The 12,876-nt window shown below is 66.3% G+C and carries 11 protein-coding genes; 3 read left to right on the plus strand and 8 right to left on the minus strand.

The genetic code is table 11. The features are described from left to right. Positions 1–51: 51 nt before the first annotated feature. The 3 genes from BI49514_RS01275 to pdxH form a co-directional block, all read right to left on the minus strand. On the minus strand, positions 52–738 hold the full coding sequence (locus BI49514_RS01275) for an iron-dependent transcriptional repressor DtxR (RefSeq protein WP_101543614.1): 687 nt from the start codon (positions 736–738) through the stop codon (positions 52–54). Between the two features lie 263 nt (positions 739–1,001). Next, positions 1,002–2,468 carry an aldehyde dehydrogenase family protein gene (locus BI49514_RS01280; RefSeq protein WP_101543616.1) on the minus strand — a complete coding sequence of 489 codons (1,467 nt, stop codon included), beginning with the start codon at positions 2,466–2,468 and terminating at the stop codon, positions 1,002–1,004. A gap of 142 nt (positions 2,469–2,610) precedes the next feature. Then, positions 2,611–3,282, minus strand: coding sequence for a pyridoxamine 5'-phosphate oxidase (pdxH, locus tag BI49514_RS01285; protein ID WP_101543618.1), 672 nt, complete (start codon positions 3,280–3,282; stop codon positions 2,611–2,613). A gap of 182 nt (positions 3,283–3,464) precedes the next feature. Between pdxH and serC the strand changes: the two genes are divergently transcribed. Further along, positions 3,465–4,646: a phosphoserine transaminase gene (serC, locus tag BI49514_RS01290; protein ID WP_101544049.1), complete on the plus strand. Its 1,182-nt coding sequence runs from the start codon at positions 3,465–3,467 to the stop codon at positions 4,644–4,646. Positions 4,647–4,984: 338 nt separating this feature from the next. Here the strand turns inward: serC and BI49514_RS01295 are convergent, their stop codons facing one another. The 5 genes from BI49514_RS01295 to BI49514_RS01315 all read right to left on the minus strand — a co-directional run bounded on the left by BI49514_RS01295 (position 4,985) and on the right by BI49514_RS01315 (position 8,883). Next, positions 4,985–5,482 carry a DUF456 domain-containing protein gene (locus BI49514_RS01295; RefSeq protein ID WP_101543620.1) on the minus strand — a complete coding sequence of 166 codons (498 nt, stop codon included), beginning with the start codon at positions 5,480–5,482 and terminating at the stop codon, positions 4,985–4,987. 140 nt (positions 5,483–5,622) lie between these two features. Beyond that, on the minus strand, positions 5,623–6,900 hold the full coding sequence (locus BI49514_RS01300; protein WP_101543622.1) for an MFS transporter: 1,278 nt from the start codon (positions 6,898–6,900) through the stop codon (positions 5,623–5,625). A gap of 8 nt (positions 6,901–6,908) precedes the next feature. Then, complete coding sequence (locus BI49514_RS01305; protein WP_101543624.1) at positions 6,909–7,865, minus strand: DUF3027 domain-containing protein; 957 nt, start codon at positions 7,863–7,865, stop codon at positions 6,909–6,911. Continuing rightward, positions 7,865–8,245: a cold-shock protein gene (locus tag BI49514_RS01310; protein WP_101543626.1), complete on the minus strand. Its 381-nt coding sequence runs from the start codon at positions 8,243–8,245 to the stop codon at positions 7,865–7,867. Before BI49514_RS01310 ends, BI49514_RS01305 begins: the two co-directional genes overlap by 1 nt. Positions 8,246–8,652: 407 nt before the next feature. Continuing rightward, complete coding sequence (locus BI49514_RS01315) at positions 8,653–8,883, minus strand: hypothetical protein (protein WP_101543627.1); 231 nt, start codon at positions 8,881–8,883, stop codon at positions 8,653–8,655. A gap of 73 nt (positions 8,884–8,956) precedes the next feature. Here BI49514_RS01315 and BI49514_RS01320 point away from each other — a divergent pair, with 73 nt between their 5' ends. Together BI49514_RS01320 and BI49514_RS01325 are read left to right on the plus strand one after the other, a co-directional pair. Next, positions 8,957–11,101, plus strand: coding sequence for a helicase-associated domain-containing protein (locus tag BI49514_RS01320; protein ID WP_101543629.1), 2,145 nt, complete (start codon positions 8,957–8,959; stop codon positions 11,099–11,101). Between the two features lie 136 nt (positions 11,102–11,237). Further along, positions 11,238–12,872 carry a DNA repair helicase XPB gene (locus BI49514_RS01325; RefSeq protein WP_101543630.1) on the plus strand — a complete coding sequence of 545 codons (1,635 nt, stop codon included), beginning with the start codon at positions 11,238–11,240 and terminating at the stop codon, positions 12,870–12,872. Positions 12,873–12,876 lie beyond the last annotated feature (4 nt).

Below are 12,876 nucleotides of genomic sequence, written 5' to 3' on the forward strand. Positions count from 1 at the left end.
CCGTTGCTGAGACGCAGTCCCGTCGCCATCGGGCGGAGGCTTCTGAGCGTCTCAGCTTCGGTAGGCGAAGACGTGCGAGGCAGTCTCGACCGGCAGGTCGAGTACGTCCTGCGCGCCGGGCACCTGCACGGTGATGTATTCGCCGTTGCGCGAGATCTCGACGTCGCTGCCCGGCAGGACGCCGGCGACCTGGAACTGCTGAAGCAGATGGATATCGACCTGCAGCGGTTCGGCCAGCCAGGCGATCGTCAGCTTCTTCGCGCCGTCCCGGCCGACTGCCGTGGCGAGGTCGATGACGTCGGTGGTCTTCGAGACTTCGCCGCCGATGACGTCGAGTCCGGGGATCGGGTTGCCGTAGGGCCCGGTGGAGGTTTCGGAGAGCAGCGTGACGAGCTTGCGTTCGACCTGCTCGCTCATCACGTGCTCCCAGCGGCAGGCCTCGTCGTGGACGAGTTCCCATTCGAGTCCGACGACATCGGAGAGGAGACGCTCGGCCAGACGATGCTTGCGCATCACGTCGGTGGCGATCCGTCGGCCCTCCGGAGTGAGCTCGAGATGGCGGTCGTTGCCGACGTGGAGCAGTCCGTCGCGCTCCATCCGCGCCACCGTCTGTGACACGGTGGGGCCGGAGTGATCCAGGCGCTCGGCGATGCGGGCACGCAATGGCACGATCGACTGTTCCTCGAGCTCGATGATCGATTTGAGGTACATCTCGGTTGTATCAATGAGGTCGTTCACTTCTGACCAGCCACTCCACTCTTCGTCTTCAGGTCGTTTCGACCGTTACAGGCATTGTCACCATTTCGGGTCGTTCCGACCCTGCCCCGCCCCGCACAGGCGATCCCGTTCGCGGCCGTTGCGATCTGCCCCAATCCTATCGTGCGTTCAGCAAATCCCGTGAGTCGAGGAATCGCCCCGTGCCGGACGCGGCTTCGGTCGCCGCCTGACGGCTCGACCGGGGTGCGCATCTGCCCGCGCGGGAGGAATTCGCACCGGCTGGCTCAGCCCGCATTCGTGTAGGTCGTCTTGTGCACTGTGAAGAACTCGCGTGCCGCCCGAGCCTGTTCGCGGGGGCCATAGCTCGACCCTTTCCGTCCGCCGAAGGACACGTGATAATCCACTCCTGCCGTCGGGGCGTTGACCATGACCATTCCAGCATCGGCGTAACGCTTGAAGTGGGTCGAATATTTCAGGGAGGTCGTGAAGATGCCCGCGGACAGTCCGAACTCGGTGTCGTTGGCCACGGCCAGCGCTTCGTTGTAGTCGGCAACCTCGATCACCGAGGCGACCGGACCGAAGACCTCTTCGACGTTGATCGTGTCGCCCGGCTTCGTGCCCGTGACGAGCGCGGGGGCGAGGAAATACCCCTCCGTGTCCGAATCGATGAGCTCACCACCGGTGACCTCCCCGCCTTCGACTCGCGCCTTGGCGATGTAGTCGAGGTCCTGGTCAAGCTGGGTCCGGGAGACCACGGGTCCGATTGCGACGCCCTCGGCGCGGGCGTCTCCGACGGTCAGCGCCGCCATCTTCTCCTTGAGCAGCGCGACGAATTCGTCGTGCACATCGGAGGTGACGATGAGGCGGGAGGACGCGGTGCAGCGCTGACCGGTGGAGAAGAAGGCTCCGTTGATCGCGGCCTCGGCGGCCGGTTCGAGGTCGGCGTCGCCGAGCACGACGAGCGGATTCTTCCCGCCCATCTCGCACTGCACCCTGATCTGGTGGGCCGCAGCCGATGCGATGACGGACCGTCCGACGGCGACGGATCCGGTGAAAGTCACGGCGTCGACCTTCGCCGAGGTGGTCAGTGCGTCCCCGACCACGGAGCCCGGCCCCATGACGAGGTTGAGGACCCCATCGGGCAGTCCCGCCTCGGCGAGGATATCGACCAGCGCGTACGCACTGGCGGGGACGAGTTCGGCAGGTTTGAACACGATCGTGTTGCCGAAGGCCAGAGCCGGGGCGATCTTCCAGGCCGGGATGGCGATGGGGAAGTTCCACGGGGTGATGATGCCGATGACGCCGATGGGCTCGTGCGTCATCTCGGCCATGAGCCCGGGGCGGACCGAGTCGACGACCTCACCGGTGTTGCGGATGGTCTCGCCGGCGAAGAACTTGAAGATCTGGGAGGCGCGCAGCACCTCGCCCTCGGCTTCGGCGAGCTGTTTGCCCTCTTCCCGGGCTAGCAGATCGCCGAGTTCGTCGGCGCGTTCGGCGATGAGGCTGCCGGCCTTGTCGAGGATAGCGAATCGCTGCTGTGAGCCGAGGTCCACCCAGGCCGGGGCGGCAGCGCGGGCGGCATCGATCGCCGAGGCGACCGTGGCGGCATCCGCGCGGGCGTAGCGGCCGATCACATCGGAAGGATCGGACGGGTTCGTATTCGTCGACCGATCATCGCTGGGCACCCGTGCGCCGCCGATGAGGTTGTCGAACACGGCGTCAGGTCCGTACTGGGTACTGGAAGTGGTCATGGGTGCTCCTTTGCATCGTCTGCGCCCGGATGCGGCGCGCATGTTGTGACCATTCTGCTGGGTGGCCGGCACCCTGTGCTGATTCGTTCTGCAACACGGAAGGTCAGTGCCCTGGGGCAGAACCTCAGGAGGGGGCAGTGCCTCAGGGGTAGAGGCGGACGACCTCCCAGGCCGAGGAGTCGTCGAGGTCGGCTGCTTCGTGGCTGCCGTCGGCGCGGCGGAAGACCCACCGGTCGTGGAACCGGTTCTGCTGCCCCTGCCAGAATTCGATCTCGAAGACGCGCACGCGGAATCCGCCCCAATGGTCGGGCCGCGGAACGTCCTGGCCCTCGAGCTCGGCCGCCGCGGCATCGTATTCCGCCTGCATCTGTTCGCGGCTGGTCACCGGTTGGGACTGCTTGGACACGGTCGCCCCGATCTGCGATCCACGGGGGCGCACGGCGAAGTACGCGTCCGAGTCCTCGGGGGCGGCCACCTCGGCGAGGCCGCGGATGCGGACCTGTCGTTCCATGTCCTGCCAGGGAAAGTTCACGGCGATGCGGGGGTCGGCCCGCAGCTGCCGGCCCTTCGCAGAGTCGTAGTCGGTGAAGAACAGGAGTCCGCGTTCGTCGAGGCCTTTGAGCAGGACGATGCGCGAGCTCGGGCCCCATTCGTCCAGGGTCGAGACGGTCATCGCATTCGGTTCGCGGACATGGTCGGCCGCCTCGTCGTACCACTGGCGCAGCAGGTCCAGGGGTGCGGCGTCCGGGTGTTCGAAGACGGCTGAGTCATAGGACTTCCGGGTCTGCGGGAGACGATCGACGGGCTCACTCATGTCTTCACTCTACGACGCGGAACGGACACGAGTCAGCCGGGTCCTGCCTCGGCGAGGCCAGGGCGGTCGATCCGGGTCCCGCCTCGGCGGGCGTGGTCGAGACTGGGAATGTCGAGACGGCACGTTCGTCACATGACGGACCGGTCCCGGGCGCCGGGCGGGCCCGCCGTAGAATGTCGAGCGTGACTGCGACGAATATTGAGATCCCGAAGAACCTCCTGCCCGCCGACGGACGCTTCGGGTCCGGCCCGGCCCGCATCCGCCCCGCCCAGATCGAGGCGCTCAACGCTGCTGCGACGAAGGTGCTCGGCACCAGCCACCGCCAGGCGCCGGTGAAGAACCTCGTCGGCCGCATCCGCTCCGGCCTGGCCGAGCTGTTCAGCCTGCCCGAGGGCTACGAAGTGGTGCTCGGCAACGGCGGGTCCACCGTGTTCTGGGACGTCGCGGCCTTCGGCCTCGTCCGCGAACGGGCCGCCCACGCAACCTTCGGCGAGTTCGGACAGAAGTTCGCAAAGGCCACTGACACTGCCCCGCACCTGAAATCCTCCCTCATCCTGGGCGCCGAACCCGGCACCGCCGCGACCCCATCGCCGGAGGCCCTGGCTGCCGCTGGTCTCGTGGGCTCCCCCGCCGAGGCGGCCACCGGCGAGAATGCCGCCGACGTCTTCGCCTGGCCCCACAACGAGACCTCAACCGGTGTCGCCACCCGAATCGCCCGTCCGACCGGGATCGCCGAGGATGCTCTCGTCGTCATCGACGCCACTTCCGGCGCAGGCGGGTTGGCCGTCGACATCGCCGAGACCGATGTCTACTACTTCGCCCCGCAGAAGAACATGGGCTCTGACGGCGGACTGTGGGTGGCGGTCATGTCGCCGCGCGCGATCGCCCGCGCGCAGGAGATCAAGGACTCCGGACGCTGGATCCCGACCTCGCTCGACCTGGTCACCGCGATCGAGAACTCGGCCAAGGACCAGACCTACAACACACCGGCCGTGGCGACCCTGCTCCTGCTCGCCGAGCAGATCGAATGGATCAACGGCAACGGCGGTCTGTCCTGGGCGGCCGAACGGACCGCTGAGTCCTCCGGGCTCGTCTACGACTGGGCGGAATCCGCCGAGGCGGCCCACCCCTATGTTGCAGATGCGGCGAACCGTTCGTCGGTCGTGGCCACCATCGATTTCGATGATTCCGTGGATGCTGCTGCCGTGGCCAAGGTGCTGCGGGCCAATGGCGTCGTCGACGTCGAGCCCTACCGCAAGCTCGGACGCAATCAGCTGCGCATCGCGACCTTCGTCTCCGTCGACCCCGACGATGTGCGGGCACTGCTTAACTGCATCGACTTCGTCATCGACGCCCTCAAGTAGCGCAGAGCCGCGGCAGCACAGTCGCGATTAGTCGCGTCTGCGCGGCCATGAGCACGGCGCACAAGCGACTTCCCAACGACGTCCGCGCAATTTCTCCACTTAGTGCCATAACCTCCCGTTGCTACCGGAGGTTATGGCACTCAGTGTGTCGGATGCGCTGGCCGCGGTAGGAGAAGCCGCTGCGGGTGCAAGCTGACACTAATCGTGAGGGATGCTCAGGTAATGGTGAGGGATGCTGACGTACCTGGCGTGGCTTCGAGCAACCCTCACCCTTCGCGACAGAACACTCCACTGCAACGATGCAGTTAAGCCCTAAGGGTGACGGATGCTTGCGAGTCTCAGGCGAAGAAGTGGATGAGGACGCCGACGCCGAAGGTGATGCCGGCGAGCATCGCGAGGATGAACTCGATGCCCGCGCCGATGCCGATCGCCTTGATCGACTCCCAGCTGGAGTTCCACGCCGTCTTTCCGTCCTTGAGGCGGGAATACTCGGCGAGGTAGAGGCCGGCGACGAAGCCGATCGGCAGGCCCAGCACCGGAATGACGAAGAAGCCGATGACGGCGAGCACCCCGCCCAGCAGCACCGAGGAGTTCGGCACCTGCATGGACTTGAGTCTGCGGCCCGTGAGCACGAGCGAGGCGCTCATCCCGGCCGCGACGAACACGGCGACGATGGCGAAGATGATCCACGCGGTCGGTCCGCCGATGATGATCGCCCAGATGAGCACCGCGATGGCGATGAGGATCGACCCGGGCAGCACCGGCACGATGATGCCCAGACAGCCGACAAGGATCGCCAGGCCGACGAGCACCGAGGTGATGATGTCAGTTGTCACAGTCCGTCCGTTTCCATCGCTCGACCCTCGAATCCCTCGCCGAGGCGGTCGATCGAAATTCTATGACACGAACCTCCGGGCCCGCCGAGTGCCTGCCCTGCCGATGCCGCCCCACGAGCAAACCCGCTCACTCGAACCCGTCAGTCTCCGCTGCCGCCCGGCGGCCTGCCCTGATAGCTCATGTGCAGCCGGATCCGCGACTTCGGATCCCGGTGGAGCCGCAGGTCCTTGGCCATGATCATCCACAGCAGCCCCACGGCGAAGGCGATGATCCCGGAGGCGGCTCCGACGACGAGCGCCATCCGCGGTCCGAAGGCATCGGCGACCCAGCCGGCCAGGGGTGCCCCGATCGGGGTGCCGCCCATGACGACGGCCGCGTAGATGGCCATGACTCGGCCGCGGTAGTTCGGCGCGGTGGTCGTCTGCACATAGGCGTTCGCCGAAGTCATCATCGTCAGCGATGCGAAGCCGACGAACATGAGCGAGGCGGCGAAGAGGTAGTAGTTGGGCATCAGCGATGCCACTCCGACGGCCACACCGAATCCGCCGGCGGCGCCGAAGATGAAGCGCAGGCGGGGTCTCTCACGCCTGGCCGAGGCGAGCGCCCCGGTCACGGACCCGATGGCCATGACGGAGTTGAGCAGACCGAAGCCGCTGGCATCCTTGCCGAATTCGATCTTCGCCATCGTCGCCGTGTAGATGTTGAAGTTGAATCCGAAGGTCGCGACGATGAACAGCACGACGAGCACGACCGTGATGTCCGGGCGTCTGCGCAGATATTTCAGTCCGCCGAGGACACCGCCCTTGCCGCGTCGACCGGAAGGATGCAGCTTCGACTTGTCGAGCCGGAGGAGCACGGTGAGCGTCGCCGCGAAGCCGAGGCCGCTGATGAGGAAGACGGGACCGGGTCCGATGACGGCGGTGAGCACACCGGCCACGGCGGGCCCGATCATGCGGGCGCCGTTGAAGGACGCCGAGTTGAGGCTGACGGCGTTCGGCAGCAGCTTCTCACCGACGAGTTCGGAGACGAAGGCCTGCCTGGCCGGGTTGTCCAGGGTCGTGAGCATCCCGAGCGTGAAAGCGAGCACGTAGACGTGCCAGAGGACGATGACGTCGGTGATGGTGAGGACGAAGAGGACGAGTCCGATGAATCCCAGCAGCGCCTGGGTGACCATGAGCAGACGCCGTTTGTCGAACTTGTCGACGAGGTTTCCCGCGAACGGGAACATGATCAGCTGCGGTCCCAGCTGCAGCGCCATGGTGAGGCCCAACGCCGAAGCGTTGTTGTCCGTGAGCATGGTCAGGACGATCCAGTCCTGCGCCGTGCGCTGCATCCATGTCCCGGTGTTGGAGATCAGGGCACCGGCGAACCAGTGCCGGTAGTTCGGCTCCGACAGCGACCGGAACATCTGGGACATCGAGTGGTTCAGCCCTCCTGGAACTCGAGCTCGCCGGAGTAGTCGTCGACGACTGCTTCAGCAGGCTCGTTGTTCGGCCGGCTCACGTCGGTCTCCGAATGCGCACCGCACCCGGATTCGAGTCCGACCACGCGACCGTCGAACGGCGACCACGCATTGGCGCAGACCCCGAACTTCTGACGCAGCGATCCGGCGATCGGCATGAGGTAGCCGCAGCTGCCGCAGTGTCCGGCCGCGCGTGAGGCGAACTCGCTGTCGGGTCCGGCATCGGATTCCGACCACCGGCTTGCGGCCGCGCTCAGCCCGTCGGAGGAGAGCACGCGTTCACGACCGAGACCGAATTCGAAGTTCTGGATCTGGTCGATGTTGTCTGCCGAATTGTCCTCGGTCTGCTGGAAGCCCGGCTGCAGGTTCGGATCCTGATCGAGCTTCGGCAGAGTGTCCCGCGGGCCCAAATCGCCGGGTTCGAGTCGTTCCTCCCACGGCACCCATTCGGGGGCGACGAGAGCATCGGGTCCGGGCAGAAGCGCGGTTTCGCAGACCGTGACCTTCTTCGCGCGCGGAGCGCGGGCGAGCACGGCCACCCACCGCCAACCGCGGTAGGTCGGGTCGGTGCACACGAAGTAGTGGGTGACCAGGCGAGTCGCCTCGGCCACGGTGCCCAGGTGTTCGCCGACGACGGCAGTGCCGGCCACCTCGGTGATGGCGGTGCGGGCGATGTCGATCGCCGCGGCCAGCTGGGTGTCGAGGACGACCTTCTCCGTGCCCGATCGCGGACGACCGGTCTTCGATGCCTTCGCCGAGGCGACCGTGCCGGAATCCGCGGCGACCGCACTTCCAGCGGCGGTCGATTCGCCCGCAGCGGCGGGCACATCGCTGCCCGGGGCCTCGGTGGTCTGTTCGGCGTCGTTCTCGGCGGGCGCGGCTGTCTGCCGGGCCAGCCAATCACTGAACAGTGATGACATCAGGACTCCAAATCGTCGGCAATCGCCCGCAGCAGGCTGGCGACCTTGTTCCCATGGGTGGGGTCCGGGTAACGGCCGTGCTGCAGTCCGTTGTTGAGGTCATCCAAAACTTTGATGACATCTTCAACCATAACTGCCATGTCCACGGCCGGACGTCGGCGGGCCTTGGCGACTTTGCCGGGAGTGGTGATCGGGCGGGCCTTGAGCACCTGCGCTCCCCGGCGGGAATCGACGACATCGTATTCGAGCCGGGTGCCCTTGGTGACTTCGACTCCCTCGGGCAGCACGGAGGAATGGAGGAAGGCCTGCGAGCCGTCCTCGGCGATGACGAAGCCGAAGCCCTTGTCGGCATCGAACCATTTCACGCGTCCGGTGGGCATGATGTCCTTTCTGTCTGTTCGTACCCGCTGAAGCGGGCTGATCGTACGGTGCCCGCAGGTGCGGGCCGTGTGTCGGTCGGCTGCGGAGTCGGATTCCGCGGCCGGGAAGCAGGTCGGGTGGTGTGGTCGCTGTGCTCGTGTGCCCTCATTGCCGTCGGTCGGACTCTGCCGACTGCGGGACCGAGGGCATCGCGTCGCCGCTGTGATCCCTGGCTCTCACCTGTCCGTGGAGGTCACGTGCAGGGTGGCGGTGAGCACCTTGTCCGCGGCGGGAGATCACGGGGGACGTGCGCGCTTGGATGGTCGGCCGCCTCGGCGAGGTGGGGATCCGCACCGCCTGGATCACACTGTGCGGGTGGGGCTCATGCCCGTACCCGAACCTGCGGGGTGAGGCATGAGTGATGGTTTCAGCGGTGGCCCACCCCGGTCTGTCTGCGTCGGATGGCGGCTCGGATCATGGCCACGCAGGCGAGGATGACGGCGATGGGCACGAGGATCATGGGCAGGTAGGTCAGCAGCGGACTGGGCGTCAGTCCCATCCAGGCCTGGCCGAGGACGCCGATGAGGCCAAGCGCCCCGATGGCTGCGGCGGCAACCGCGGCGACGACGATGGTCGTGTCGACTCGAGTGGCTGACAATGCGCGTCCTTCCGTCCGATCTCTGATCCTTCTCTGCGCCACCATTGTACCCCTCGCGATAGACTGATCTGCGATGTCAATGACCTTCAGCCAGTGGCTGTCCCACAGTGCAGATGCCGACTTCGAGTCCTTCGTCCGGACCCGTCGCGACCTCCTCCAACCCGAGTCCCCGACGATGGCGGCGCTGGCCGCGGCCGCGTCCTCGCGCATCGGGGTCTCCCGCGGCATCGAAGCCCTCGATGCGCAGTCGCTCGAGGTCTTCATCGCCTTGGCCAAGGCGGCCCGGACGACGCCGGAGATCAAGATCACGGGCAATCCGCATATCGATCCCGCACTCGCCGAGGCGGCCCTGCCCCGACTGCGCGACCTCGGCCTGGCATGGCCGGCCGGTGGGGAGGCCGATTCGGGTGGGTCTGGTGGATCTGCGGGGTCTGCTGGGTCTGCTGGGTCTGCGGTTGGGGGCGTATGGAAGATCCAGTCCGAGGCCATCACCCTGCTGCCCACCTCGGCGGCCGAAACTGCCAGGGCATATCCGTGGCAGATCGACCCCGCATCGATCGATTCGAGCGCGGCCACGATCGGTCAACCTCTCATCCACAACAGCGAAGAGGCCGCCGTGGCCGAGGTCATCTCATCCCTGCGCGGCCTCGTCGATGAGCTCGCCGCCTCCCCGATCTCCCGGCTGATCAGCGGCGGCATCTCGAAACGGGACGTCTCCCGACTCGCCCGCACCCTCGAACTGGGTCTCGAGCAGACGATCACCCTGCTGCAGGCGGCGAAATCGCTGCACCTCATCGGGGTCCTCGACGATGCGCTCGATCCGCAGTGGACGGCCGCCGATGATGCCGATTCCGCTCTCGCCCGCGATCGTGCCGAGCTGTGGGCAGCGCTGGTCGGGGCGTGGCTGCGCGATCTGCTCGACGTCACGCAGCTGGCGGCGGGGGCGAGCGAGAACGAACGCCTCACGGTGCTCGCTGCTCCGAAGAAGTCCCTGTTCAAGGGCTATGGGCTGTCGGCGCCGGCGATGCCGCTGCTGCGCTTCGCCGTGCTCTCCGTCCTGCACGACATCGGTCTGGGGTCAGCACGGTCGGCAGGGTGGATCCATGCCGAGGTGCTGCGTCGGCATCCGCTGCTGCCGGCACACGAATTCGCGATGACCGAGGCCGTTCTCCATACCTGTGTGAGTTTCGGGTTGGCGACGACTCCGCTGCAGGAGCCGGATCATTTCGGTCCGAGCCGGTTCGGACTCCGTCTGGCCGCCGGACTGGATCGGGCGATGGCCGAGCATGCCGAGCAGGACCCCTCGATCCTGCCGTTGGGTGTGTCCGTCGAGGCCCTGACAGTGCCCGGCGATGTCATCGCCGCGGTCACCGAGGGGCTCGGGGCCGAGGTCGACACAGTGCTCATCCAGTCCGATCTCACCGCTGTGGCGACCGGCCCGATCGAGCCGCGGGTCCACCATATTCTGCGCAGGTACGCCGTCGTCGAGGCACGCGGCCAGGGCACCGTCTATCGCATCGACGCCGAGACCATCGAGGACACCATGCAGTCCGGTCTCACCCCGGAGGAGGCCTTGGCCGAACTCGCGGGCATCAGTGCCGAAGAGCTGCCGTCGACCTTGGAATTCCTCGTGCAGAACACGGCCTCGAAGCTGCGGCGGGTGCGTGTGGCAGTGGCCAGGGCGGTGCTCATCGTCGACGACCCGGTCGACCTCGATGTCATCCTCTCCGATCAGGCGATGATGCCAGCCGGTCTCGAACGTCTGGTTCCGACCGTGGCGATCGCTCAGCTGGGCCCGGAGCGCACGATGCACCTGCTCGAGGCCGGGGATCATCATGCCCTGCTGCATTCGGCGGCGGGGCCGGTGCGGAAGCGCCGAGTGATCACCGAATCGGAACCCGAGGTCAGCGTGAGGCGACGTCCGCGGGTCAGCGACGGCCACCTCGGCGAATATATTCGGATCCTGCGGTCCGCACCGACGGCGGCCGCCCAGGTGAGCACGGATGAGCCTTTGGGGCATATGGATCGGCTGCGGGAAGCGGCGGAGGAGAAGCGTCGCGTGCTCATTCGGATCGCGGATTCCCACGGCAAGGAACGGACGATCGAGATGCTGCCGACCACCCTCAACGCCGGCCGCGTCCGCGGAGTGGTGACGACCACCGGCGCCGAGGCCTCCCTGTCCGTCGCCCGCATCGTCTCCGTAGACCCCTCCCCTTAATTGCTACCTGACGGGGGCCCAGCAACCTGGCGCCAGGTTGCTGGGCCCCCGTCAGGTAGCTCGGAGCGGGAACAATCGGGGTGATGGACGTGTTGTGTCCTCTGGTGTCATCACACTTCGGGAAGGGAAGTATTGAATGAATGGTCCGTTGATCGTGCAGTCCGATCGGACTGTGCTGCTCGAATCGGGACATCCGATGGCCGTCGAGGCGGCCGTGGCGATTGCCCCGTTTGCGCAGCTGTCGCGGACCCCGGAGTACATCCACACCTATGAGATCACCCCGCTGGGTCTGTGGAACGCTCGCGCCAGCGGCCATGATGCCGAATCCGTCGTCGACGTGCTCCTCGAATTCGCGAAGTACCCGGTCCCACATGAGCTCCTCGTCGACATCGTCGACATCATGGACCGGTTCGGTGTGCTCACCCTCATCGACCACCCGATCCACGGACTCACCCTGACTTCGACGGAGACGGGACTGCTCGATGAGCTCGTCGGTCAGCCCGACCTCGTCGGCAAGTTCGGCAAACGCATCGACGCCGAATCCGTCCTCGTCCACCCCTCCGAGCGCGGCGAGCTCAAACACGCCCTGCTGCAGTTGGGCCACCCGGTCTCCGACCACGCCGGCTATGTCGACGGCGAAGCCCACGAGATCTCCCTGTCCGATGATGCCCACGGTGGTCAATGGCATCTGCGCGACTACCAGAAACAGGCGATCGACCAGTCGCTGTCCGGTGAGTCCGGGGTCGTCGTTCTGCCCTGCGGTGCGGGGAAGACTGTCGTCGGTGTGGCCACCATGTCCCGGGTGCAGACGACGACGCTCATCCTCGTGACCAACTCGGTCTCGGCCAAGCAGTGGAAGGACGAGATCCTGCGCCGCACCACCCTGACCGAAGACGAGGTCGGCGAATATTCGGGATCGACGAAGGAGATCCGACCGATCACCATCGCCACCTACCAGGTGCTCACCACCCGGAGGAAGGGCTCGTACCTCCACCTCGAACTCCTCGATGCCAAGGACTGGGGCCTGGTCATCTATGACGAGGTGCACCTGCTGCCGGCACCGATCTTCCGACTGACCGCAAGCCTGCAGGCTCGCCGTCGCCTCGGCCTGACTGCGACGCTGGTGCGTGAGGACGGACGCGAGGACGAGGTGTTCTCCCTCATCGGGCCCAAACAGTACGAGGTGCCGTGGAAGGAACTCGAACGACTCGGTTATATCGCTTCGGCCGCCTGCCATGAAGTCCGCGTCCGCCTCGACGGCGGAACCCGAACCGCGTATGCCCGCGCCGACGGTGAAGACCGGTACCGGCTGGCTGCGACATCGGATGCGAAGCTGCCGATCGTCTCCGAGCTCGTCGCCGATCATCCGGATGCGCAGATCCTCGTCATCGGTCAGTATCTCGACCAGCTCGAGGAGATCGGAGCCGAACTCGGTGCACCGGTGCTCACCGGGCAGACTCCAGAATCGGTGCGCCAGGAGCTCTTCCGCGAATTCCGGTCCGGGGAGATCCCCGTGCTCGTCGTCTCGAAGGTCGCGAACTTCTCCGTGGATCTGCCGGCCGCCTCGGTGGCGATCCAGGTCTCCGGAGCCTTCGGATCCCGGCAGGAGGAGGCTCAGCGCCTCGGACGGATTCTGCGTCCGAAGGAAGACAAGGGTTCGGCCACGTTCTATACGGTCGTCGCCGCCGATACCGTCGATGAGCATTTCGCGGCTCAGCGCCGCCGCTTCCTCACCGAACAGGGTTACAGCTACAGCATCGAAGTCCGCTGACACT

The organism is Brevibacterium iodinum ATCC 49514 (genome assembly GCF_900169265.1).
Lineage (GTDB): Bacteria > Actinomycetota > Actinomycetes > Actinomycetales > Brevibacteriaceae > Brevibacterium > Brevibacterium iodinum.

Coding starts and splice junctions, on each gene's coding strand:
- BI49514_RS01325 (WP_101543630.1), top strand. CDS start 11,238: ATGAATGGTCCGTTGATCGTGCAGTCCGATCGGACTGTGCTGCTCGAA.
- BI49514_RS01320 (WP_101543629.1), top strand. CDS start 8,957: ATGTCAATGACCTTCAGCCAGTGGCTGTCCCACAGTGCAGATGCCGAC.
- BI49514_RS01280 (WP_101543616.1), bottom strand. CDS start 2,468: ATGACCACTTCCAGTACCCAGTACGGACCTGACGCCGTGTTCGACAAC.
- BI49514_RS01310 (WP_101543626.1), bottom strand. CDS start 8,245: ATGCCCACCGGACGCGTGAAATGGTTCGATGCCGACAAGGGCTTCGGC.
- BI49514_RS01300 (WP_101543622.1), bottom strand. CDS start 6,900: ATGTCCCAGATGTTCCGGTCGCTGTCGGAGCCGAACTACCGGCACTGG.
- BI49514_RS01305 (WP_101543624.1), bottom strand. CDS start 7,865: ATGTCATCACTGTTCAGTGATTGGCTGGCCCGGCAGACAGCCGCGCCC.
- pdxH (WP_101543618.1), bottom strand. CDS start 3,282: ATGAGTGAGCCCGTCGATCGTCTCCCGCAGACCCGGAAGTCCTATGAC.